General features: G+C 72.6%; 24 protein-coding genes. 9 read left to right on the top strand and 15 right to left on the bottom strand.

The genetic code is table 11. From position 1 onward, the window contains the following. Positions 1-217 precede the first annotated feature (217 nt). The 3 genes from KGD83_RS01855 to KGD83_RS01845 all read right to left on the bottom strand — a co-directional run bounded on the left by KGD83_RS01855 (position 218) and on the right by KGD83_RS01845 (position 3,038). Complete coding sequence (locus KGD83_RS01855; RefSeq protein ID WP_212642234.1) at positions 218-1,696, bottom strand: FAD-dependent oxidoreductase; 1,479 nt, start codon at positions 1,694-1,696, stop codon at positions 218-220. Beyond that, a complete protein-coding gene (locus KGD83_RS01850; RefSeq protein ID WP_212642233.1) occupies positions 1,689-2,522 on the bottom strand; it encodes an SDR family NAD(P)-dependent oxidoreductase in 834 nt (277 codons plus the stop codon). The genes KGD83_RS01855 and KGD83_RS01850 overlap by 8 nt, the downstream gene beginning before the upstream one ends. A gap of 102 nt (positions 2,523-2,624) precedes the next feature. Further along, entirely contained in the window at positions 2,625-3,038 is a 414-nt protein-coding gene (locus KGD83_RS01845; protein WP_212642232.1) for a nuclear transport factor 2 family protein, read from the bottom strand. A 119-nt stretch (positions 3,039-3,157) separates the two neighbouring features. On the opposite strand from KGD83_RS01845, the gene KGD83_RS01840 reads away from it, so the two are divergent. Both KGD83_RS01840 and KGD83_RS01835 read left to right on the top strand, forming a co-directional pair. Next, on the top strand, positions 3,158-3,862 hold the full coding sequence (locus tag KGD83_RS01840; protein WP_212642231.1) for an IclR family transcriptional regulator: 705 nt from the start codon (positions 3,158-3,160) through the stop codon (positions 3,860-3,862). Between the two features lie 242 nt (positions 3,863-4,104). Further along, a complete protein-coding gene (locus KGD83_RS01835; protein WP_212642230.1) occupies positions 4,105-4,629 on the top strand; it encodes a hypothetical protein in 525 nt (174 codons plus the stop codon). Positions 4,630-4,698: 69 nt separating this feature from the next. Here KGD83_RS01835 and KGD83_RS01830 read toward each other — a convergent pair whose 3' ends face one another. Continuing rightward, complete coding sequence (locus KGD83_RS01830) at positions 4,699-5,955, bottom strand: FAD-dependent oxidoreductase (RefSeq protein WP_212642229.1); 1,257 nt, start codon at positions 5,953-5,955, stop codon at positions 4,699-4,701. Between the two features lie 366 nt (positions 5,956-6,321). On the opposite strand from KGD83_RS01830, the gene KGD83_RS01825 reads away from it, so the two are divergent. Then, positions 6,322-7,911 (top strand): FAD-binding oxidoreductase, encoded by a 1,590-nt coding sequence (locus KGD83_RS01825; protein WP_212642228.1) that lies wholly within the window; start codon positions 6,322-6,324, stop codon positions 7,909-7,911. A gap of 71 nt (positions 7,912-7,982) precedes the next feature. On the opposite strand, the gene KGD83_RS01820 is transcribed toward KGD83_RS01825, so the two are convergent. After that, complete coding sequence (locus tag KGD83_RS01820; protein ID WP_212642227.1) at positions 7,983-8,342, bottom strand: hypothetical protein; 360 nt, start codon at positions 8,340-8,342, stop codon at positions 7,983-7,985. Positions 8,343-8,409: 67 nt separating this feature from the next. After that, positions 8,410-9,156, bottom strand: coding sequence for a L,D-transpeptidase (locus KGD83_RS01815; RefSeq protein ID WP_212642226.1), 747 nt, complete (start codon positions 9,154-9,156; stop codon positions 8,410-8,412). Between the two features lie 222 nt (positions 9,157-9,378). Between KGD83_RS01815 and KGD83_RS01810 the strand changes: the two genes are divergently transcribed. The 4 genes from KGD83_RS01810 to KGD83_RS01795 all read left to right on the top strand — a co-directional run bounded on the left by KGD83_RS01810 (position 9,379) and on the right by KGD83_RS01795 (position 13,653). Next, positions 9,379-10,083, top strand: a complete 705-nt coding sequence (locus KGD83_RS01810) for a response regulator transcription factor (RefSeq protein ID WP_212642225.1) — start codon at positions 9,379-9,381, stop codon at positions 10,081-10,083. Beyond that, positions 10,067-12,241: a sensor histidine kinase gene (locus tag KGD83_RS01805; RefSeq protein ID WP_212642224.1), complete on the top strand. Its 2,175-nt coding sequence runs from the start codon at positions 10,067-10,069 to the stop codon at positions 12,239-12,241. Before KGD83_RS01810 ends, KGD83_RS01805 begins: the two co-directional genes overlap by 17 nt. A 132-nt stretch (positions 12,242-12,373) precedes the next feature. After that, positions 12,374-13,048 (top strand): hypothetical protein, encoded by a 675-nt coding sequence (locus KGD83_RS01800; protein WP_212642223.1) that lies wholly within the window; start codon positions 12,374-12,376, stop codon positions 13,046-13,048. Continuing rightward, entirely contained in the window at positions 13,045-13,653 is a 609-nt protein-coding gene (locus tag KGD83_RS01795) for a hypothetical protein (protein WP_212642222.1), read from the top strand. Before KGD83_RS01800 ends, KGD83_RS01795 begins: the two co-directional genes overlap by 4 nt. Before the next feature lie 4 nt (positions 13,654-13,657). Here KGD83_RS01795 and KGD83_RS01790 read toward each other — a convergent pair whose 3' ends face one another. The 7 genes from KGD83_RS01790 to KGD83_RS28400 form a co-directional block, all read right to left on the bottom strand. Further along, a complete protein-coding gene (locus tag KGD83_RS01790; protein WP_212642221.1) occupies positions 13,658-14,488 on the bottom strand; it encodes an ABC transporter permease in 831 nt (276 codons plus the stop codon). Further along, positions 14,485-15,579: an ATP-binding cassette domain-containing protein gene (locus KGD83_RS01785; protein WP_212642220.1), complete on the bottom strand. Its 1,095-nt coding sequence runs from the start codon at positions 15,577-15,579 to the stop codon at positions 14,485-14,487. Before KGD83_RS01785 ends, KGD83_RS01790 begins: the two co-directional genes overlap by 4 nt. Positions 15,580-15,725: 146 nt before the next feature. Next, positions 15,726-15,932 (bottom strand): BldC family transcriptional regulator, encoded by a 207-nt coding sequence (locus tag KGD83_RS01780; RefSeq protein WP_212642219.1) that lies wholly within the window; start codon positions 15,930-15,932, stop codon positions 15,726-15,728. A 90-nt stretch (positions 15,933-16,022) separates the two neighbouring features. Beyond that, positions 16,023-16,313, bottom strand: coding sequence for a hypothetical protein (locus tag KGD83_RS01775; RefSeq protein WP_212642218.1), 291 nt, complete (start codon positions 16,311-16,313; stop codon positions 16,023-16,025). Then, complete coding sequence (locus KGD83_RS01770) at positions 16,310-16,558, bottom strand: hypothetical protein (protein ID WP_249352080.1); 249 nt, start codon at positions 16,556-16,558, stop codon at positions 16,310-16,312. Before KGD83_RS01770 ends, KGD83_RS01775 begins: the two co-directional genes overlap by 4 nt. Continuing rightward, positions 16,558-16,713, bottom strand: a complete 156-nt coding sequence (locus KGD83_RS01765) for a hypothetical protein (RefSeq protein WP_212642216.1) — start codon at positions 16,711-16,713, stop codon at positions 16,558-16,560. Before KGD83_RS01765 ends, KGD83_RS01770 begins: the two co-directional genes overlap by 1 nt. Further along, positions 16,710-17,141, bottom strand: coding sequence for a hypothetical protein (locus tag KGD83_RS28400; protein WP_249352079.1), 432 nt, complete (start codon positions 17,139-17,141; stop codon positions 16,710-16,712). The genes KGD83_RS01765 and KGD83_RS28400 overlap by 4 nt, the downstream gene beginning before the upstream one ends. A gap of 182 nt (positions 17,142-17,323) precedes the next feature. On the opposite strand from KGD83_RS28400, the gene KGD83_RS01755 reads away from it, so the two are divergent. After that, a complete protein-coding gene (locus KGD83_RS01755) occupies positions 17,324-18,160 on the top strand; it encodes a helix-turn-helix domain-containing protein (RefSeq protein ID WP_047868913.1) in 837 nt (278 codons plus the stop codon). Positions 18,161-18,166: 6 nt separating this feature from the next. Next, complete coding sequence (locus tag KGD83_RS01750; protein WP_047868912.1) at positions 18,167-18,361, top strand: DUF397 domain-containing protein; 195 nt, start codon at positions 18,167-18,169, stop codon at positions 18,359-18,361. 492 nt (positions 18,362-18,853) lie between these two features. Here KGD83_RS01750 and KGD83_RS01745 read toward each other — a convergent pair whose 3' ends face one another. Next, entirely contained in the window at positions 18,854-20,395 is a 1,542-nt protein-coding gene (locus KGD83_RS01745; RefSeq protein WP_212642215.1) for a type 1 periplasmic-binding domain-containing protein, read from the bottom strand. Positions 20,396-20,423: 28 nt separating this feature from the next. Further along, the gene (locus KGD83_RS01740) at positions 20,424-22,478 is read right to left on the bottom strand and encodes a hypothetical protein (RefSeq protein WP_249352078.1); all 2,055 of its coding nucleotides are present in this window, start codon (positions 22,476-22,478) and stop codon (positions 20,424-20,426) included. Positions 22,479-22,483: the final 5 nt, after the last annotated feature.

The following is a 22,483-nucleotide window of genomic DNA, read 5'->3' as shown; positions in this document are numbered from 1 at the left end:
GCCTCCCTGGGGAGAGGATCGGATCGGTGTGTGCGCCGCCCGATCCCGTGGTCGTGGGGGATGGCGGGGGCCGGGGCGCGTGCTGTCGACCGTCGTTGGGACGGTGGAGCCGTGCGCCGAGGGAACCGCGTGGAGTGTCCGGTGCGGTGGGGCGGAGGGTGCGGGGCGGGTGCGCCTCAGGACCCCCGCCCCGGGGCGGGTCCGGTGGCGCCGCCCGTCACGCGACGGGTCGCGCCCGCCGGGCGGGTCCGGTCCGCGCGCCCGCCGCTCCCCGGCCGGCGACGCGGCCCATGGTGAGGGCGTTGGCGACCGCGTTGCCGCCGCCGACGTAGCGGGGGCCGAGGACGCCGGCGCCCGCCTCGCCCGCGGCGAAGAGCCCGGGGACCGCGGCCCCGGTGCGGTCGCGCACGGCGGCGGCGGAGTCGATCTCCAGACCGGCGTGCGTGCAGACGATCTCGGCCGGGAGTACGCGGGCCGCGTAGTACGGAGCGGTGTCCAGGGGCTCGGGGTCGGTCCGCGCCCCCTTGCCGCGCAGGGTCAGGTGGCGCAGGAAGTCCGGGTCCCGCCCGTTCGGCAGTTGGGAGTTCCAGGTCCGCACCGTGGTGAGCAGCGCGGCCTCGGGAACCCCCATGAGGGCGGCCAGTTCCTCCAGGGTGTCGGCGCGCAGGGTGCGGCCGGCGTCGGCCTCCTCGGTGACGCGTTCGGGGGTCCAGTCCGCGTACCCGGCGGGCAGCGAGGCCCGGGCCCGGTCGTCGAACACGCACCAGGCGGAGCCGCCCTGGGCGTCGATGATGCCGGTGGAGACGGCGTAGGAGGCGTCCTCGTCCATGAATCGGCGCCCGGCCCCGTTGACGTACACGCGCGAGAGCGGCGGGAACCCCGACTGCCAGTGGTGCTGGCGCTGGAAGTAGACGGTGGGCAGCCGCAGCCCCCAGCCCGAGCCGGCCACGGAGGCACCCACCTGTTCGGCGAAGCGCATGTGGTCGCCACGGCTGCCTGGCGCGGCCACGACGAACGCGTGCTCGCCCGCCTCCAGGGCGTCCGGGTAGTACTCCTTGAGCAGTTCGGGGTCGCGGGCCAGGCCGCCGGTGGCGACCACGACGGCGTTCGCGCGGACGGTGACTCCGTCGGCGACGACGCCGCGCACCCGGCCGTCCTCGAACAGCAGGTGCCGCACCCGGGTGTTGAGCACGGTCTCGACCCCGAGGCGGCGGCAGGCGGCCGCGAGCACCTGGACCAGTCCGAGCCCCTGGTCGGCCGGAACGTGGGCGCGCCAGACGTCCTCGACCCCGGCCCGGGTCAGGCCGGGCATGTGCGCGTTGGTGGAGGTCCGGGCCGGGAACCCGGCGCCCAGTCCGATGAGCCATTCCAGGGTGGGTCCGGCGCTCTCGCAGAAGGCGCGGACCAGCCCGGGTTCGAGCATCCACTGGTTGAGGTCCATGTAGTGCTGGTAGAAGCGCTCGGCGCTGTCCTCCACGCCCGCACCGCGCTGGACGCTGGTCGCGGCGGCGGTGAAGAGCCCGGCCGAGAGCTGGGTGGAGCCGCCCAGCTCGGACTCGGACTCGAACAGCAGGACGCGCGCGCCCTCCTCGGCGGCGGTGACGGCCGCGGCGAGCCCGGCCCCTCCCCCGCCGATGACGACGACGTCGGCGGTCTCCTCGTCGTCGTGGTCGTGGTGGCCGAGGTGCTCAGACATGGCGGGACCCCCCGTCGACGGCGATGCTGTGCCCGGTCACGTAGCGGCTGCTGTCGGAGAGCAGGAAGAGCAGGACGCCGACGACCTCCTCGGGGGAGCCGACCCGGTGCAGCGGCACGTTGTCCAGGGCGGCGGCCAGGGCCTCGGGGTCGTCCTGGAGCCAGCGCGTCATCTCGGTGTCGATGAAGCCGGGGGCGATGGAGTTGACGCGCAGTCCCTTGTCGCCCAGTTCGACGGCGAGGGACTCGGTCAGGTGGGCGACGGCGGCCTTGGACGCGCAGTAGGCGGCTCGGCCCCGGCGCACGCGCACCGCCGACACCGAGGACATGTTGACGATGACGCCGCCGGGCCGCATGCGGCGGGCGGCGGCCTGGGCGCCGTGCAGGACCCCTTGGACGTTGACGTCGAGGACGGCGGACATCTGCTCGGCGGTGATCTCGCCGACGGTGGCGTACGGGAAGACCCCGGCGTTGTTGACCCAGTAGTCGAGGGAGCCGAACTCGTCGACGGCGGCGCGGGCGAGGTCGTCGTGCTGCTCGGGCACGACCACGTCGACGCGGCGGGGGGCGACCCGGCCGGGCCGCTCGCTCAGGGCGCCGTCGGCCAGGTCGCGGTTGATCTCGTCGGCGACCCGCTTCATGTCGACGTCGTTGATGTCGGCCGCGACGACGTTGACGCCGCGGGTGGCCAGGGCGGCGGCGAAGCTGCGGCCCATGCCGCGCGCGGCCCCGGTGACGACCGCGGTGCGGCCGGTCATCTCGGGGTGGACGGCCTCCATCACGCGGTGGACGACGCGGGCGGGGCCGGTGCCCTCGTGCTGGGTCATGGTGTGCGGCCTTTCCTTGGTGGGACGGGACCGGGGTGGCGGGTCCGGGTCTGCTGGGGAGCGGGTGCGGTGGGTGCGGGTCCGGCCGGGCGCGGCCGGGGTTCAGGCGGTGTCGTCGCGCCGGACGTCCCGGCGCGCGACGCGCCAGTCCTGTCCGTCGTGGACCAGCCGGTCGCTGACGGTGGTGAACCTCAGGATCGCGGTGTCGCCCGTCACACGGGTGCCGATGACCTGAAGATAGGCGCTGACCTGCGCCTGTGTGGTGTCCGCGGACTCCACGAAGAGGTTGGTGACCACGTGGCGGCGCACCTCGCCCGCTTCCCGGGCCGCGTGCGCGAAGTCCTCGGCGAAGGCCCGCAGGCGGTCGCGCCCCACGACCGGCGCGGGATAGGTCGGTGAGTGGAACTCGCCGTCGGGGGCGAAGGTCTGCGCCCAGGCGTCGGCGTGGCCGCCGTCGATCAGGTGGGACTGGCGCGCGTAGAGCTGGTGGATGCCGGTGACCAGCGAACCGTCCATGACCTCCCCCTTAGTGTGCGATAATCGCACTAGGCGTGCAATTAAGGCTTAACGTATGTGTCACACGTCACCCGCGTCAAGAGGCGGGAGGTGTATCTTCGCGGTGCGAGAGGAGCCAGATGCCCGAGACACCGGCCGACAGGCCCAACACCCGGACGTCCAAGACCCTGCACAACGGGATCGAGGTGTTGGAGCTGCTCAGCCGCAGTCCGCACGGACTGTCGCTCACCGAGATCGCCGAGGGGGTGGGGGTGCACCGCACGGTCGCCCACCGGCTGGTGCGCACGCTGGAGGAGCACCGGCTGTGCAAACGCGACCCCTTCAAGCGCATCACCCTGGGGCCCGGACTGGTCGCGCTGGCCGAGTCGGTGGAGGCGGACCTGCGCCAGGTCGCCGGTCCGGTCCTGGCCGAGCTGGCCGAGTCGCAGGCGGCCACCGCGCACCTCGTCGTTCCCGAGGGTGAGGGCGAGGCGCGCGCCCTGATGGTGGTGGAACCGCGCGGGGCCACGGCCCACATCGCCTTCCGGACCGGCCGGGTCGATCCCATCGACAAGGGGTCGGCCGGGCTGGCGCTGCTCGCGGCCATGCCGCCCCGGCCCGGGGAGCGCGAGGAGGTCGCCCTGGCCCGCGAGCGGGGCTACGCCGTCTCCCACGCCGAGGTGACCAACGCGGTGACCGGGGTGTCGGCGGCGGTGGTCGGGAGGAGTTCCGCTCCGGTGGCCAGCGTCGGCGTCTCGCTCCTGGAGCTGGACGACCCCGCCCCCTTCGGCGCCGCCGTGCGGGAGGCGGCCGGCCGGATCGCCGGGATGGTGCACCTGCCCTGAGCCGGGGCCGGGCGGGATGGGCCGGACCTTTTCCCCTGGCCGCAACCGGGGGAGAAGACGCCGGTTATCGGTGCGTTGGAGCCGACTCGTCGCGCCCCCGCACACATCACGTTCCTCTGACCAGTCGGAATGCGCCGCCCCGAGGCCCCGGTTTCGGCCCCCGGGGCCCTTGGCAGCTCCCCCTCAGTACTGGAGAGTGTCCGCGCGGACACGCAAGGTCCGCAGTATCCAAGGAGAATCCCGTGCGCGTTTCCACAGCCCTCCGCGCGGCGACCACCGCCGCGTCCGCCGCCGTCCTGTGCCTCCTTCCGCTCTCCTCGCCCGCGCAGGCCACCGTCGACGACGAGCACTGCGTCCTCGTCCTCGACGAGCTCCGACACGGTCAGGAGGAGTCCGCCGTGCTGTCGTACGCCTGCTTCCCCGACGCCCGGTCCCGCGACAGGTCCCACCAGGCCGCGGCGGACACGCTGCTGATGACCTGGTACGACCTGCCGGACTTCGCCGGAGGCAGCACCCAGGTCCGCGGAGACTTCGGCGGCTGCGACGGGGAGGGCTACGGCATCGCCTACGTAGGCGACGACTGGAACGACCGCGTCAGCTCGTTCCGCACGTTCAACGGCTGCAACACGGTGTCGGGGTACCACCACGCGAACTACGGGGCCGACGCGTACTACTGCGGCAAGTGCGGCGACAGCGGCTTCAGCGAGTCCTACGTCGGCTCGGGGGCCGACAACGCGATCAGCTCCTTCTGGATCAGCCGCCTGTGAACCGGTCCCGCCCCGCCCGGCCACGGGCGGGCGTTCCTCAGCGGCCCGTGCGCCGCTCCGTCGCCGGGCTCACCGCACGTCGAGGTCGGCCAGGGCCGCGGCGGCGGCCCTCGCCCCGCTGACCAGCGCACCCTGGAGCGAGGGCGTGTCGCGGTGGTCGCCCGCGACGTAGAGGCCCTCCTCCAGGCGGACCGGACGGCGCAGGTCGCCCAGGGGCGGCGGCGCCGCGGGCAGGGCGTCGGGCACGTGCACCGTCTCCAGGTGCTCCCAGTCCCCGTCCCGCTCGCCCAGGATCCCGGCGGCCTCCGCCCGTACCTCGGCCTCCGGGGGCTGGTGGGGCCCCACCGTGGAGGAGGCGATCAGCGCCCGGCCCGGCGGCGCGTAGGACGGGGCGGTGGCGGTCAGCACCATGACGCTGCTCAGCCTGGTCCCGCTGCGCCGGGAGCGCCCGTCCACGTGCAGGAGCGGGTCGTCGTCGGGTCCGGCGGGACGGGAGTGGTAGTAGGTGGTGGCGGGGTTGAGCACCGGCGCGGGCAGCGAGGGCAGGAGCCTGGGCGCCGCTCCCGGGCCGACCGCGACCACGACGGCGCGGGCCCGCACGGTGCCCGCCTCGGTGCGCACCAGGCCCGGCGCCACCTCGTGCGCGGGCGTCCCCAACAGGAAGCGCGCGCTCCCGGCACGCGTCGCGAGCTGGTCGGAGACGGCCTGGACGCCCGCCTCCGGAACGGCCAGCCGACCCCGCGCGAAGCTGCGCCAGACCAGGTCGTTGACCCTGCTGGACGTGCTCAGGGACTCGTCCAGGAAGACGCCGGTCAGGAAGGGGCGCACGAGGGTGTTCACGGCCCGTCTGCCCAGACCGAGGCGGCGCAGCGCGGTGAGGGTGTCGGTCTCGGGCCTGGCCTTGATCCGGTCGGCCGGTTCCAGGGCGTCCGCGGCCACGGCGCGCAGCAGGCGGAAGAGGTCGGAGGGGCGCACGAGCGAGCCGGACAGCAGGGACAGCGACGCCAGGGCACCGGAGAGCGACGGGTGCAGCCGCAGCAGCCCCCGGTCGGTGCGCACGGCCATCCCCTTGGGGAAGGACCGCAGGCGCAGGGCGTCCAGGTCCAGGCGGCGGCGCACGGCCGGGTAGGCGGTGTTGAGGATCTGGAAGCCGCGGTCGAGCACGTAGCCGTCCCGCACGTCGCTGCGGACGCGTCCCCCCACGGACTCCCCGGCCTCCACGACGGTCACGTCGAGCCCGGCGGCGGCGAGGTCGGCGGCGGCGACCAGTCCGGCCATGCCCGCCCCCACGACCACGGCGTCGCAGCGCTGCGGCAGATCAGTCATGGCGCCAGCGTAGGTCAGCCGCCCGCGCCCGGCCCGGACGCGGACCGGCGAGCCGCGGGCGGACCCGGCGGAGCCCTCCCGGCCGCCCGCGGGGTTCCAGAGGGGCTGAAACGGTGTCAGGAGGCCGGAGGAGCTACAGGAGGGCTCAAGGGTTCCGGGGTCCCGGACGCATCAGAGGGGCTTCCTCCGGCTCCGCCCCTGCTCGGGGGCGCGTGTGCACGAAAAGCCTTTTCGGTGACCGGTCCCACCCCTTACGGGCCGCTATCACCGTCCGTAACCACACAGGGCACATCGGCTGCTTTTCGCATCCGGGCACGCTGGGTAACCACATGGCGTCTCGTTGTCCTCGCAGCTCAGGCGGCTCACATGTCCCATGACCACGGCATCCCTCCCCTGACCACCGTCAAGCCCTCCGACAAGCGCTATCCCGCGCTCGACCGGGGGTTCAACCAGCGCTGGATCGCCCGTCCCGACTACGTGCGGATGGTGGCCACGCCCGAGGGCGCCGCCCGCGCCCTGTCCGAGGCGGTCAACCAGACGGCGGCGGACACGGACCGCACGCGGATCACGGTGCGTTCGGGCGGCCACTGCTACGAGGACTTCGTCTGCGGCGACGACGTCCGCGTGATCCTGGACGTCAGCCCCATGTGCGGGATCGGCTACGACCCCGAACTGGAGGCGTACTGCGTGGAGGCGGGCGCCACCAACTGGCACGCCTACAGCCACCTGTACCCGCTCAGCGGCAGGGCCCTGCCGGGCGGGTCCTGCTACTCGGTCGGCATGGGCGGGCACATCACCGGGGGCGGCTACGGTCTGCTCTCCCGCCAGTACGGGCTCACCGTGGACTACCTGTACGCGGTGGAGGTGGCCGTGGTGCGGCCCGACCGCTCGGTCGAGCTGGTCGTGGCCACGCGGGACGATCCCGATCCCGACCGCCGGGAACTGCTGTGGGCGCACACCGGGGGCGGAGGCGGGAACTTCGGGATCGTCACCCGGTTCTGGTTCCGCGACCTGCCCGAACCCCCGTCGAACGTGCTGCTCAGCGGCCTCTCGTGGAAGTGGTCCGACTTCACCAAGGACGACTTCGCCGCCCTGGTCACGGCGTACGGCGAGTACTTCCGCGACCACCAGGACCCGGACGAGGCGTCCGGCAGGCTCTTCGCGCTGCTCAAGCTCAACCACGTCAGCAACGGGGAGATCGGCCTCGTCGCGCAGGTCGACGCCGACGACTCCGAGGGCGGGCGGGCCATGGAGGAGTTCCTGGACGCCGTCGACGGCCGGATCGCGCCGGAGTCCGGGCAGATGACGACCCCCATGGGGGAGCACCCCGCGGTCCGGGGCATGCAGACCCCCCGGAAGCTGCCCTGGCTGACGGCCACCCAGGTGCTCAACGGCTCCGGCGAGAACCAGTGCGGCAAGTACAAGTCGGCCTACCTGCGCAGGCCCTTCAGCCCTGCGCAGATCGAGGCCATGTGGGCCTACCTGGGCAAGGAGCACTACACCGACTACGTCAACAAGGAGGCCCTGATCCAGGTCGACTCCTACGGCGGGGCCGTCAACCAGCCGCCGGTGGACACCGCCGTGCCCCAGCGCGACTCCGTGCTCAAGGTGCAGTACCAGGTCTACTGGAAGCGCACCGAGCCGGAGTCCGACGTGGCCCGGCACGTCGCGTGGATCCGCGACACCTACCGCAAGACGTTCGCCTCCACCGGCGGGGTCCCCGCGGTCGGCGACGCCACCGACGGGTGCTACGTCAACTACCCGGACGTCGACCTCGGCGACCCGGCCTGGAACACCTCGAAGGACCGCTGGTCGAAGCTCTACTACAAGGACTCCTACCCCCGCCTCCAGCGGGTGAAGGAGCGGTGGGACCCGCTCAACGTGTTCCGGCACCGGCAGTCGGTCGAACTCCCCTCGGCGGCGGGCGGTGCCGGTCAGGGCTCCGGGGCCTCCTGAGGGAACCGGCCCCGTACACGCGGTGTCACCCCGTGCGCGCCACGGGGTGACACCGGTCGTGGACCGGCCGGTCAGCCGGTGTAGGTCGGGTCGGCGGGCACGGGGACGGGGGCCGCGGCCTCCTCGGCCGGGGTGGGCTCCTCGGCGGGCGGCGTGGACTCCTCCCCCGGCTGGGCCGGGTCCTCACACGGCTCGGCTCCCGCACCGGACTCCTCGCCGGGCGCACCCTCACCGTGCGCCCACCCGCCGGGCTCCTCGGACGGCGCCACGGCACCGGGCTCCTCGGCGGGCGGCGCGGCCTCCGGGGAGGAGCCCCAGCACTCGGCCGGGGCGGGGGTGGGGGTGGCCGATTCGTCGGCCCAGACGGGAGACCCGCCGAACAGGGCGGCGGCCGCGAAACCGGCGGCGATCAGGCAGTGCTTCAGACGCATGGCAGTCCTCGTGTGTGGTTCGTGTGCGCGGGATACCGTCCCGCGCGGCGGTCCGGAGCAGGTCGCCTCAGCCGGAGATCTCGACCGGGGTGCCGATCGGCAGGTTCTCGGCCATCCAGGTGATGTCCTCGTTGGAGACCCGGACGCACCCGTGGCTGACCTCGCGGCCTAGGGCGTCCTCGTCGTTGGTGCCGTGCACGGCGAGCTGGCCGAGCCCGCCCGCGAACGTCTCCAACGTCTCGGAGAACCCGCTCAGACCGAAGGCGTAGACCCCGTAGGGCCCCTCCGGGTCCGGCGGCTGGAGCAGCTCGGTGAAGTAGTAGCGGCCCTCGGGGGTGGGGGTCTCGCCCTCACCCGTGCCGATCACCCCGGTGCGCACCTCCTCGTCCCCGTCGAAGACGGTGAACGCGAAGTCGCCGGTGTCGACCTCCACGCGGTACGCCGTGGAGGTCAGCCACACGTCGTCGCTCCTCACCCAGCCCGTGCTGCCGTTCGGCCGGACCGGCAGCAGGACCCGGAGCCACTCGCCCTCGTTGCGCTCGACGAGGAGAGCGCGCTCCACCCCGAAGTCGTTCGGACTCGCGAGGGTGTGCAGCACCTCCTCGCCGCCGGGCTCGGCGTGGACGTCGATCCCGTCGCCGACGACCGTCGCGATCTCCACGCCCTCGACGCCGTTGCCCGCGGTGTCGACGGGTTCTTCCCCCGACTCCGCTCCGCCGTCCGGGGCGGACGAGCAGGCGGTGAGCGCCGTCAGGGCGGCGGCCGTGAGGAACGTCAGGGCCCGGGTGGGGCGTGCGGGCGTCGTTGGGCGCATGGGATTTCCGTCCGGCTTCGTTCGGGGAGGAGTCCGGCGTGCTCGCGCTCCGGACGACAACGAACACTGGCCGACGAATGTGAAGAACCCGTGTGCCCGTCGTGTGGGACCTGTGTGATGACCTGCGGGGGCTCCACCGGGCCGCTCCGGCGCCCTCGCGCGCACGCGTACGATCGAGCCGCACCGAGGCCCGACCGGGCCGGAAGCCGATCGGAGGTCACCGTGTGCGCGCATGTGCTGGTCGCCGAGGACGACGTCAACCAGGCCGACCTGATCCGGCGCTACCTGGAGCACGAGGGGCACTTCGTCCGCGTCGTGCACGACGGGCGCGCGGCGGTCGCGGCGCACCACCGGGACCGCCCCGACCTGGTCGTCCTGGACGTGATGATGCCGGTCATGAGCGGTCTCGACGCGTGCCGGGCCCTGCGGGCGGAGTCCGACGTGGCGGTGCTGATGCTCACCGCCCGCTCCACCGAGGAGGACCTGCTCACCGGTCTCGACCTGGGCGCGGACGACTACGTCACCAAGCCCTACAGCCCGCGTGAGCTGATGGCGCGGGTGCGCACGCTGCTGCGCCGCTCGCGCAGGGACCCCGACGGCGCGGACCGGGTGCTGCACGCGGGCCCGGTCTCGGTGGACCCGTCGCGCCACGCGGTACGGGTGGCCGGAACCCCGATCACGTGCACGCCCGCCGAGTTCCAGCTGCTCGCCGCGCTCGCCGCCCAACCGGGCCGGGTCCTGACGCGCGCGCAGCTGCTGGAGCACATCCACGGCATGAGCCGGTTCATCACCGAGCGCACCATCGACGTGCACGTGAAGAACCTGCGCCGGAAGCTGGAGCCGGACCCGCGCAGGCCGGTGCGGCTGATCACCGTGTACGGCGTCGGCTACAAGCTCGTCGGGAAGAGCGATGACCGGTCGGCGTAGGGGCGCGCTGCGGCACAGCCTGCTGGCGCGCCTGCTGGCGAGCTCGGTCCTGGTGGCGGTCTGCTCGATCTTCGCGACGGCGTGGCTGGCGGTGCAGAGGACGTCGGAGTCGCTCACCGTGCAGCAGGGGGAGACCCTGGCCGTGGACACGCGCATCCACGACACGCTCGTCGCCTACGCCGCCGCCCACCCCGGGTGGGACGGCGTGGGCGAGACGGTGGGGAGCCTGTCCGAGGAGACGGGGCGGCGGATCGTCCTGACCACCGAGAACCGCGGACTGGTCGCGGACTCGGCCGAGGGGGCCCGGCCGCTTCCGCCGCGGACGACCTCGGTCGTCGATCCGCTGGCGGTGGACGTCACCCTCGCATCCGACGTCACCGGGCGCATCGACCCCCGTGCGGTCGGGCCGTTCGCGCTGCCGGAGCGGGAGCGGCTCCGTCTGGCCGAGAGGGCGGAGGACACCGCGTCCTGCCTGCGTGACCTGTACGGGATGGCGGCGGAGGTGGAGGCCGGGCCCAGCGGACGCCCCGCCGTCACCGTGGCCCAGGCGAACCGGTACGCGTGGCTGGACTGCGGACTGGAGGCGCTGGAGGAGCCGACCGACGTTGAGCGGGAGGCGCTGGAGGAGCTGAACGGCCTGGTCAGGACCTGCCTGGGTGCGCGGGCTCCCGAGGAGGCCGAGGCGGAGTACCGGATGGACGGGGTCCTCGGGGTCCCCGTGGCGTTCTCCGCCGGCTCCGCGACGGACCCCGGCGGCCTCGCGGCGGACTCCGGGAGCTTCGCGGACGATGCCCGTGCCCCGCGTGAGCCCTCGGCGCCCGGGGAGGAGACGGTCGCTCCGGGAGAGGCGCCGGACGATCCGGGCGGGGGCGCGGTCCCCGTGCCCGGGGAACCGTCCGAGGCGGAGCGGGACCCGTCCGGGGACTCGGTACCGCCTCCCGCGCAGGGCGGGCCGGCAGCGTCGCAAGAGCCGTCGCCTCCTCTTGTGCCCGAGGAGGCCCCGACCCCGGGGGCGGTTCCCGAGGATACGGGCGGTCGGGGGTCCGGGGCGCCTCCCGAGCCGCCGCGCTTCGACGCGCGCACCTCCGCGTGCCTGGACTCCGCCCGGCGCGAGCAGTTGGACCCCTACGTGGCCCCGGCGGCGCTGCTGTTCACCGACGACCCCGAGGCGGAGGCGTCGGGCGTCGTGCCGCTGACCGGCGAGGGCCTGGTTCGGGTGTTCGGCGTGGTGCTGCTGGTACTGGTGCTGACGGTGGTGGTCAGCGTGGCGGTGTCCACGCGGCTCGTCCGCCCGGTGCGCGCGCTCACCGACGCGGTGCGGCGGATGCGCGAGGGGCGGGGGGACTCGCGGGTGGAGGTGCGCGACTCCGGTGAGCTGGGCCAGCTGGCGGACGCGTTCAACGAGATGGCCGAGCACCTGGAGCGGTTGGAGAAGCAGCGCCGGGCCATGGTCAGCGACGTCTCGCACGAACTGCGGACGCCGCTGAGCAACCTGCGCGGCTGGCTGGAGGCGGCCCAGGACGGGGTAGCCGACCTGGACCGGGAGCGGATGGGGATGCTGGTCGGCGAGACGCTGCTGCTCCAGGACATCGTCGACGACCTCCAGGACCTGGCGCTGGCGGACGCGGGCAAGCTGCGGCTGTCCCCGGAGCCGGTGGACGCCGGGGCGCTCGTGGAGCAGGTGGTGGACAGCCAGCGGCTCAGGGCCGCCGGGGCCGGGCTGCGGCTGGTGGCGGAGGCCGGGGACGTGGTGGTGGTCGCCGACCGGACCCGGCTGGTGCAGGTGGTCGGGAACCTGCTGGGGAACGCGCTACGGCACACCCCGGCGCCCGGAACGGTGACCGTGCGGGCGCGCCGCTCGGGCGGGGAGGCGGTCGTCGAGGTGGCCGACACCGGTGTGGGCATCCCGGCGGAGGACCTGCCGCACGTGTTCGACCGGTTCTGGCGGGCGGACAAGTCGCGCAACCGGCGTACGGGAGGGAGCGGGCTGGGATTGGCCATCGTGCGCAACCTGGTGGAGCTGCACGGCGGGTCGGTGTCGGTGGAGAGCACCGTCGGTGAGGGAACCACGTTCACGGTGCGGCTGCCGCTGGAGGGACCGCGAGGGGTGGAGGAACCGGAGTGGCCCGAGGGATCGGAGTGGCTGTCGGAGGACTGAGGGTGACCGGGCCTCCGGCCGCGGCCGGAGGCGGTCACGCCGCGTCCGGAATGCCCTGTCTCGTCTAGGATTCAGGCAGGCGCGGCACCGGCCCGACCGCGCTTCCCCCTGTCCCGGGCCCGCGGAGGATGCGTGCACCAGCCCCCGAACGTCCGTGTCCCGAACGCCGGGGAGGGCTACGCCCGGTCGTACGACCGCTGGGTGACGGCCTTGGCGGTTCTCTTCGGCGTGTTCTTCGGGAACCAAGCGGTCAACGCCGGAGCGATGATGCTCTTCGACGTCTCGGAGGACGTCTCCGGAGTGTTCCGGGAGTGGGGGGAGTTCGCGGCGGTCCTGTCGGTCGCGGCCGCGACCGTGGGCCTGGCCGTCCTCCCCCTCTCTCTGTCGATCCCCCTCCTGTCCCTCCGAGGGCCGGTACGGCCGGGACGGCTTCCTCCGTGGACCACTCCGGCACAGGCACGGACCGCGAGGGCGCTGTTGAACGACGGTGTGCTCAGCAACGACCCCTGGACCGACCAGGTGGCCCGGGCGTGGGCGGACACCATCCTCTGGAACGCGGGGCACCTGTCCTCCCCGGCCTTGCGTTTGATCCCCGTCGCCTCCTGCGTCCTGATGCTCGCGATGGGTGCCGCCGCCTTCGCGTCGGGCGCCCGGGCGGGCGACCTGAACCAGATGGCGCTCCAGGCCAACTGCCTCGCCTTCTTCGGAGCGGCCCTGCTCCTGGTCCCGTTCCAGACCCGACGAGTGGGAAGGGCACGTAGGTTCCGCGCACTCCACGAAACCGCGCACGGGAAGGTGAGCCGATGAGCGAGCAGCGCCCTCCCCTGTTCGTCCGTATCCGTGCCTACGCCCACCGGTACCCACGTGGTTACGCGATCCGCGCTGGCCTTGCAGGCGGCCTCTTCTTCGGTACGTTCACGGGGCTCTTCTGGGCCTTCTTCCTCCAGTCCGTCGGGGACAGCGCCGTGTGGGCCCTTCCGTTCGGGGCGGTTTCGGGGGCCCTCTTCGGCGTTTTCGTGGCCGTGGTCATCGTCAGATCGCTTCCTTCGGCCCCTCTCCCCCCGGGCACCGACCGAGCGGGGATGCGTCAGGCCGCGCGACTGGTCCGCGGCGGAGTCCCCGGCACCGATCCCCTGGTCAACCAGATCGCCCGCCACCAGGCCGAGTCGGTTCTGCGTCAGCAGTACTGGCCGAAGACGATGGCCACTGTCTTCGGCTTGGGTCTGGCGTTGAACCTGTGGTCGGTAACGATGAGCATCACCGGCCCCGGGCTCTGGGGCAACGTCGTGGGCATCGTGGTGTTCTCCTTCATTCTGTTCGTGGCGATGCCGCTCACCGCACGCCAACGCAGGCGGGCCCGGGCCTTCCTCACCGCGTTGGAGCAAGTCCCGGGCCCTGGCCCCGACGCCTGAGTCCTCAGCGGCCGAGCGCCCGGAACCGCCGCACGCACAGCGGGAAGAAGACCGCCGTGAGCACCAGCGGCCAGACCACGGCCATGAGCACCGCGTTCTGCGCGATCCAGCTCTCCCCGCCCCACCCCGGGTTGCCGAACAGCTCCCGGGTGGCGGCGACCGTGGACGACAGCGGGTTCCAGTCCGCGACCGCGCCCAGCCACACCGGCATGGACGCCGTCGCCACGAAGGCGTTGGACAGGAAGCCCAGCGGGAACTCCAGCATGTGCACGGCCCCGAGGGCGCCCTCGCCCCGCACGGCCAGGCCCACGTAGACGCCCACCCACACCAGCGAGAAGCGCAGCAGCAGGAGCAGCCCGATCCCCGCGGCGGCCTCACCGGTGCCGCCGTTCCACTGCCACCCCACGAGCAGGCCGCACAGGACCAGCAGGGCCAGGGTGATCGCCGACCGGAGCATGTCCGCCGCGCACCGGCCCACCACGACGGCCGAGGGCGCCATGGGCATGGAGCGGAACCGGTCGGTGACCCCGCGCGCGGCGTCCTGGGACACGGCGGTGACCGTCTCGCCCACCCCGAAGACCATCGCCATGGCGAACATGCCGGGCATCAGGAACTCCCGGTAGTCCCCGCCGCCGGGCACGGTCATCGCCCCGCCGAACAGGAACCCGAACATCAGCACCATGACCACGGGGAACAGCAGTCCCGCGACGAGCTGGCCGGGTTGGCGCAGCCAGTGCACGACGTCGCGCCGGGCGATGGTCCACCCGTCCGCCAGCGCCCAGCGCAGCCGGTCGGCGGGCGCGGACGCCGCTCCCGGGATGACGGTGTCGTTCATCGGCTCTCCCCCACTCGGTCCTCGTGCTCCTCGTGTTCGCCGTGGTCCTCGCGGTTGCCGTACTCCTCGATGTCACCGCGTTCCCCACGAACGTCTTGACCGTCGCGGTCACCACTGCCGTCGCGGTCACCACGGTCACCACGGTCCTCATGGCCGCCGGTCAGGTGCAGGAAGACCTCATCCAGGGTCGGGCGGCGCAGCGCGACGTCCTCCACCTCGATCCCCTCCTCTTCCAGAGCCCTCACCACCTCGGTGAGGGCCGCGACCCGGTTCCGAACACCGACGCCGATCCGACGCGCGTCGGCCTCGACCTCGGGACGCTCTCCGCTCACCCTGCCGATGAGGGCGGCGGCCCGGTCCAGCGCGGCGGCCTCGTGGAGCACCACGTCGAGCCGGTCGCCGCCCAGCCGGGACTTGAGCTCCTCCGGCGTGCCCTCGGCGACGACGCGGCCGGAGTCGACCACCGAGATCCGGTCCGCCAGTCGGTCGGCCTCCTCCAGGTACTGGGTGGTGAGCAGCACCGTGGTGTCGCCCGCCACCAGTGCGCGGACGGCGTTCCACACCTCGTTGCGCCCCCTGGGGTCGAGCCCGACGGTGGGCTCGTCCAGGAACAGCACGGGCGGGGACAGGATCATGCTGGCGGCCAGGTCCAGGCGGCGGCGCATGCCGCCGGAGTAGGCGCTGACCGGCTTGCGTCCGGTGTCGGCCAGGCGGAAGCGCTCCAGCAGTTCGTCGGCCCGCGCGGCGGCGCGCCGGGCGCCCAGGTGGTAGAGGCGGCCGAACATCTCCAGGTTCTGCCGTCCGCTGAGCACCTCGTCCACGGCGGCGTTCTGGCCCACCAGGCCGATGCTCCGGCGGACCGCGTCCCCCTGGGAGGCCACGTCGTACCCGGCGACGCGCGCGGTGCCCTCGTCCGCGCGCAGCAGCGTGGCCAGGACGCGTACGGCGGTGGTCTTGCCCGCGCCGTTGGGGCCGAGCAGCCCGCACACGCTGCCCGCGGGCACGTCCAGGTCGAACCCGCGCAGCGCCCAGCTCCTCCCGTAGCGCTTGCCCAGACCGCGCGCGGTGACCGCGCCTCCGGTCGTGTTCACAGCGTTCCCCTCTCCACGCTTGTCGTACGCCGTACAGTACGGCCTACGATCGAGGGAACACAAGGGGATCGGAGATAATTCCGTACGGCGTACAGAATCTTTTTTCCGGCCTGGGACGGGGCGTAGCCTCCGCTCCGCGCCGGGGTTCAGGCGGTGGGCCGCTGGTCGGCCCGGAGCAGTCGGCGGACCTCGGCCGGGACGAAGCGCAGGTGGCCGCCGGGAGTACGGACCACGGGGATGCGGCCCTGTGCGACCCACCGGTTCACGGTCCTGGGATTGACCCTGAACAGGTCGCCCACCTCGGCCACGGTGAGCAGGGAAACGGGCAGGTCGGTGCGGGGTGTGTGGGTCACGGGAGTCCTTCGTCAGGGGTGGAGGCGGGGGTGGAAGACAGAGGGCGGAGCCGCGCGCCGGGGCCCGGAGCCGCCCGGCGCGCGGCCGGTTCAGGGAGTGCGCTGCCGGGGGATGGACGGCGGCTTCTCCGGTGGCAGTGCCTCCAGTGGTGACCTCCACACGGTCGGGTGGAGGCGGTGGTGTTCCCACGGGGTGCGGCACACACGGACCTGCGTGCCCTTCTGGGCGCCGTAGACCTCCTCGTGCTGCCAGGTCGAGCCCAGGCAGCGGACTCTCACCCTGTGGGCGCGGGCCCAGGCGCGCAGGGCCTCCCTGCTCTCCACTTCGTGCACCTCGAACACGGTCCTCGGTTGGCGGCGCGGCTCGGGCACGGCGGTCATGGCTCGTGTCCCTGCCGTTGACCGGACTCGCGCAGCTCACGGGCGGCCTGCTGAGCCAAGCGGGCGAGCTTCTCCAGGGCGGCGACGCGCGCGGCGCGGCCGTGCGCGCTCCAGCCCGGGGAGAGGTCGACGTGGCAGGCGGCCACGGCCAGGGAGGCGAGGGAGCCGGAACCGTTGGCCTCGCGGCACAGGCGGACGTCGTCGCACGTCAGATCCGTGATGGTGACGGCGGTGGTCGCGGACATCATCGCTTCGCCTCCCGGAGTACCTGGTGCGCGGCCGTGCGCACGATCGGGAGGGCGCCCGTGGCGACGCTGACCCATGCCGTGGGCAGGACGGCGAGGAAGGGGCGGACGCGGTTGCTGCGGCTGCGGCGCGACCGGAAGGCGAGGGAGCTCACGCGCGCACTCCCTCGAAGGCTCGAGCGGCGTGGGCGACCTGGGCGGCGTGGGCGGACTGGATGGACTGGGCGGTGTGCCACTGACGGACCACGGCGGTGAGGTCGCCCGGCGGGCGCGGTGGCGGCGCGGCCGGGGCGATGACGTGCAGGATGTCGCCGCCGAGGTGGTCGGGGGCGGGTCGCTTGTGTGCTCGCTTCCGCTCCCATGCCCGGCAGTAGGGCGGGATGAGGTCGCGCTCCACCGGGGGTTCGACGGGCTCCGGAGGAGGGGGCGGCGGTTCCTGCCACTCCCAGCGGCGGCGCACGGGCGGGCGGCGGCACGGGGCTTGGGTTCGAGCGGAAGGCGGCGCGGACCGCGCGTGGCGGCCCCGGGCGGGCGGAGCTATCACCCGCCACAGCATCACGAAGAACTGGATCAGGTATCGCACGAGGCGACTCCTCTCGGCTGCCGGGTGGGAAGCCCGGCAAGGACTGAGTAACCTCATGATGCAACTAGGATTCCAACTTTTCAAGGATGGGATTCCTAGTTGTACGCTTACACCCGATATCCAGTTACAGGATTCCTAAAATGTCCCTCTCTGACCGACGACGATCTACGATCAGGGGCATCATGGCCACCAGGTACTCGCCAACCATCCGTCGACGTCGCCTGTCCGCTGAGCTGCGACGCATCCGCCAAGCCGCGCGCATGACCAGTGAGGAAGTCGCGAAGGCCGCCGAGCTGTCCAAGTCGACGTATTCCAACATCGAATCCGGCCTCAAGCAGCGCCCGAAGCTCCCGGAAATCCGCGCCATCCTCAAGGCCTGTGGGCTGTCACCCGGCCGCGAGTACGAGGAGATCCTCGACCTGTGCCGCCAGTCCCTCGAACGCGGTTGGTGGAACCGGTACCGAGACGTTCTGGCCGCGAGATACGTGGGATTCGAAACCGAGGCCAACGCGATCTCCACGTGGGAGCCTGTGGTCCTGCCTGGCCTGCTCCAGGTGCCGGGATACATGGAGGTCATCGCCCAGGCCGCGTTGTTGCGGCCGGAGGACATCCACCGCATCGTCGACGCGCGGATGACACGACAGCGCATCCTGGATGATGAAGACGCACCTGAGCTGTGGGCCATTTTTGACGAGACCGCACTTCTGAGGTTGGAGCAGCACCCGATGGTGCGTCAGGAGCAGGTCCGCCACCTGCTGGAGATGGCCGAGCGCCCGAATCTGACCCTCCAGATGACACGCGCGGCCCAGCTCAACGCGGGGAGCGGAGGCCCCTTCGTCATCCTGGAGTTTCCCGAATCGGTCGACCCCACGGTGGTCTATTTGGAAACGGACACCGATGGAATCTACTTGGAGGAGCCCGACGAGGTCGCCCGCTACAGAAACCTGATGAACCACCTGCGCCTGGCCGCTCTCCGTCCCGGCGAGACGATCGACCACCTTCGACAGATGATCGAGTAGAAGACCATGACCTCAGTTCCCACCCTGTTGAACTTCCGTAAGTCGAGCTACAGCCAGCCCAGCGGCGGCAACTGCGTCGAGGTCGCCGACGCCCCCGGAGTGTCAGCCGTTCGCGACACGAAGTACCGCGACCGAGGGCACCTGCTGTTCGAGTCGCCGGAGTGGCGTCGGTTCGTCGACTGCGTGAAGACCGACGGCTGACCCAGTCCAAACGAAAGGCCCCTGGTGATCTTGGTCGCCAGGGGCCTTCGTGTACTCGTTCCGTGATCACTGTAGCGTCCGCGCCCGGCGGGTGTTGGCAGGGCGACCCCGGAAGACGAGCCTGTACAAACGAGACGCAGCACCGCACTGAGGATGTCCGCTACTAGGTTCTTCGGGTACGCCATCGCACAGTGGTGCGCTCCCTTTCCCGGTGATCTTGTACTTATAGCGAGGTTCGATGATCGAACCTCGCTATAAGTACAAGATCACCGCAGTTCAGAACCCTTGCGTCACACCGGCGACGGTTCCGGCCAGCACACATCCGGCGCCTGCTGGCGGACGCCGCACAGCCCGGGACCGTCCCCGCGTGCGCGGAGACCACGTCCCCGCAGACGTGCCACCGCACCCGGCCAGCGTCCATGCGTGCCCTGCCCCAAAAGGCCCGACGCCTGCGGGCACCGTCGAGCGCGGCAGCCGCCCGGAACCAGGAAGTCACACCCCTGCGACACCACCGATGACGTGCGGGTGGTCCCTGGGCTCCTCCCCCTCCATCGGCAACTCCACCACGGGCACGTACCGGCCGACCGCCTCCCCGCCGTACTCGTCGCTGTAACCGAGGGTCCCGCCGCCCGCCCGTACCTCGTGGGCGCTGTTGAGCAGCATCAGCTGGGAGGCCACCTCCTCCGCGGTGGGCGGGCCGCCGTCCAGGTCCATCCCGTTGGTCATCCGCACCGCACTGGCCGCCACGGCGAACGCGTCGTGGTTGACCAGGGCGTATCCGCTGTTGAGGGCGTCGGGGTCCTCGTCCCCCGCGTACTCGTGGAAGGCGTTCACGAAGGACCCGTAGTGCGGCGGCGCGTTCTCGGGAACCCGCCCCGTGCTCCAGCGCGGATCGACCGACGAGGCGTAGACCAGGGTGATGTCCCCGTCGCGCAGGTAGCCCATCACCTCCTCGTCGTCCACGGCGGTCAGGCCGATCACGGAGAACAGCACCCGGAAGTGCTGGTCGGAGCAGGCCCGGCTGGCCAGGGAGGCGAGGAACTCCTTGAGGTCCGGGGCCCGCCCCGCGAAGAGCACCGTGTCGGTGCCCGACGCGCACACGTTGAGGGTCACCGTGTGGAACAGGCCCGCACGGGGCGGGTCCCCGACGGTCGTGCCGGTGTACTCCTGGGGGTGCCCGGTGATGTACACGCCGAGCTGGTTCTCGTAGGCCTCGCGCAGTGAGGAGACGAACAGGTCGGGTTCGTTGGCGTCGTAGACCAGGCTCGCCCCGGGCGTCTCCTCCAGATCGTCGAGGTAGGCCCGCAGCGCCCGCACGTACTCGGTGTTGCTGGGCGCGGCGCGCATCAGACCCGGCGCCTCGGGGTGGGCCAGGCCGTCGGCGGTGACCGCGGCCGAGACCATGGGGATGCCGTGCACGTCCAGGCGGGCGGCCACGTCCCGGGTGGAGCTGACGCTCACGCCCATGCCGATCACCGCGACGAGGGGGTTCTCCTCGTCTTCGGCCATGGCCGCGAGTTCGTCCACCACCGGCTCCCAGCCCTCCTGCTGCCCGCCCATGTTGGCCAGGTGGAGCTGGATCGCCGGACTCCGGTCGCCGAAGTGGGGGGTGTGGTTGGCCCGCATCTGGGCGGTGTGGGCCCCCTCCAGCGACCTGACCATACGGACGGGGTCCATGGGGCTGACGTCGCCGAAGGTGAGCGTGCCCAGGAGGGCGATGCGGACGACGTGCCCGTCGGCCTCCTCCGCCACCCGGGTGTTCTCGCGGGCGATGGCCGCCTGCACCTCGGTGTACTCCTCGTGGTAGACGTACGACCCGTCGGTGACGCCCACGCACTGCCCCTCGGACAGGCGCACGCCGCTTCCGGGCCCGCCGCAGGTGAACACGTCCCAGTAGAGGGCGACCGGAACCAGCAGCAGGAGGACCAGCGCCGGGACGACCAGCTTCCACCAGCGCCGCAGCCGCCTGCGGACGAGGGAGCCCGGACCGCCGGGCACGTGCGGGGACAGGGGCGCGTCGTGGGGGCCGGTCATGGTCGTCCCTTCTGTGGTGGGCGGTCGCTCACGCCTTGGCCCCGAACTTGGCGACCAGCCGCAGGTGCCACGCCGCCTCGTCGAAGATGTGCGCCGCTCCCTTCGGAGCCCGTCCGGCGAGGTCGTTCAGCGCCATGTGGCAGACCGAGTGCAGGGCCCCGGAGCGGAAGAGGTCGGGGTCGTTGAGGATCTGGCGGGCCGCGACGAGCTTGAGGACGGTCTCGGTCTCCTCACCTCCCTCCGCCCCCTCCGGGGCCGCGTGCCGCTGCCAGGTGTGCGTCCAAGCGTCCAGGAGCGGGAACGACGGACGGACCCGCAGGGGCGCCGCGGTGACGCCCCGCAGCAGGCGGACCCACTCCTCGCCGCCGATGTCGGGTGCCTTGAGCCAGCCCTGGAGGTGCCAGGCCACGCGGGTGAGCTGACCCGCGCAGAGGCGGTGGTAGATCGCGCACTCGGCGGAGCGCCGGTTGTCGGACTCCCCGCTCTGGTAGTGGTCGGCGAGCCTGCGGTGGACGGCGTCCCAGTTCCCCGGGGCTCCGCTCGGGCGCCGGGCCAGGCTGCGGGACAGGAGGCGGCGCAGCACGGTGGTCGTCTCCGGGGCCGTGCGGTCCCACAGGGGGTGGTCGAGGAGGCGGTCCTCCTCGACGCGTTCGGTGAGCTCGCCCGACCGGTTCAGCCACAGCCCCGCGTCGGGGTCCCTGGCGGCGGAACAGGTGACCAGCGCCTCCCGCAGGCGCTGGTCGAGGCGGTCCGGATCGACTCCCAGGGCCGTGGTGAGCATGCCCTCCTCCACGGTCACGGCCGACTCCAGACCGGTGACCGGGTCGACGGGGCGGTGGGCGAGCGCGGCGTGCAGGCTGGTGCCCCGGACCGCGACCCAGGCGTCGGCGAGCTGGGCGGTGGTTCCGGGGTGCCCTCCGGTGAAGTCCGCGAGGAGGTCGACGATCTCGTTCGAGACGTGGCCGCTGCCCTTGGCGCGGGAGCGGGCGCGCGAGAACAGTTCGCCGATGGCGCGCCGGTCGAGCGGTTCCAGGGGCGAGAAGCGCATGTACTGCCGGGTGTCCTCGTAGAACCGTTGGAGGGGCACGCCGTCGACCGTCTCGGACGCGGTGGCGACCACGGTGAGCGGTTCCGGGAAGCCGACGCCGCCGAGGAGCCCGCTCCGGGCGAAGGGCGCCGGGACCTCGGCCAGGGCCCGCAGGAGCACGGGTCCCACGCCCCGGTCGGCGTTGTCCAGCAGCAGGACCGGGGTGGGCTGGTAGCCCACGCGCCTGGCCGCGTGCTGGAGGTCGGTGAACAGGGCCTCGCTCAGGAAGCGGGCCACCTTCTCCCGGTTGGAGATGCGGGACACCGCGTCCACGGCGTCGGGCTCGCGCGCCTGGAGCCACAGGTGGTAGAGGGAGTCGGCCACCTGTTCCCGGGCCTGCCCGCCCTGGCCCTGGGCGCGCATCCACTCGAAGACGCGCTCCAGCACGCGGGCGCCCACGCCGGATACGGCGGCGGCCCACCGGGCGAGGTCGACGGGCAGCGGGTCGACGCCGACCAGTTCGGCGGGCGGGATGAGGTCGCCCGCCTCGCTCAGGAACCTGCTCAGCCGGCCCATGCCGCTGGGCCACACCTGGTCCACCAGGGCGGTGATCTCCGCGTGCGCCCGGTCGTTGCGGCTCCTGATGTCTCCCTCGTCGCCCGGCGCCCCGTCGGCGTCGATCTCCAGGCGGACGGTGATCAGGCTGATCCAGAGCCGGGGGAACTGGAGGCGCCCGTAGTAGCGCAGGGCGCGGGCCAGGCCCCTCTCCTGGTGGGAGGAGATCGCGGCGAAGGCGTCGGGAACACTGGAGTGGTACCTGACGTCGGCGAGGTCGAGGTGGGCGTGGGGGACGCCGAGCCTCTCCAGTTCGCGGGCCTTGTGCAGGGTGAAGTGGGACTTGCCGTACCCCCGGGGGCCGTGGACGAGCAGGATGGGTCGCCTGCGGCCGGGCGGCCCCGACCAGCCGGGGTCCACGAGTTCCTTGTAGCAGACGGCCTGCGCCTCCTGCCCGACCGGCGTCTCATGACCGTCCGGCACCTGCGCGCCATTCGCCACGACCC

Origin of the sequence: Nocardiopsis akebiae (assembly GCF_018316795.1) — a bacterium.
GTDB classification, from domain to species: domain Bacteria; phylum Actinomycetota; class Actinomycetes; order Streptosporangiales; family Streptosporangiaceae; genus Nocardiopsis; species Nocardiopsis dassonvillei.
The sequence above is the reverse complement of the archived record's forward strand: the minus strand, read 5'-3'. Positions and strand labels throughout refer to the sequence as shown.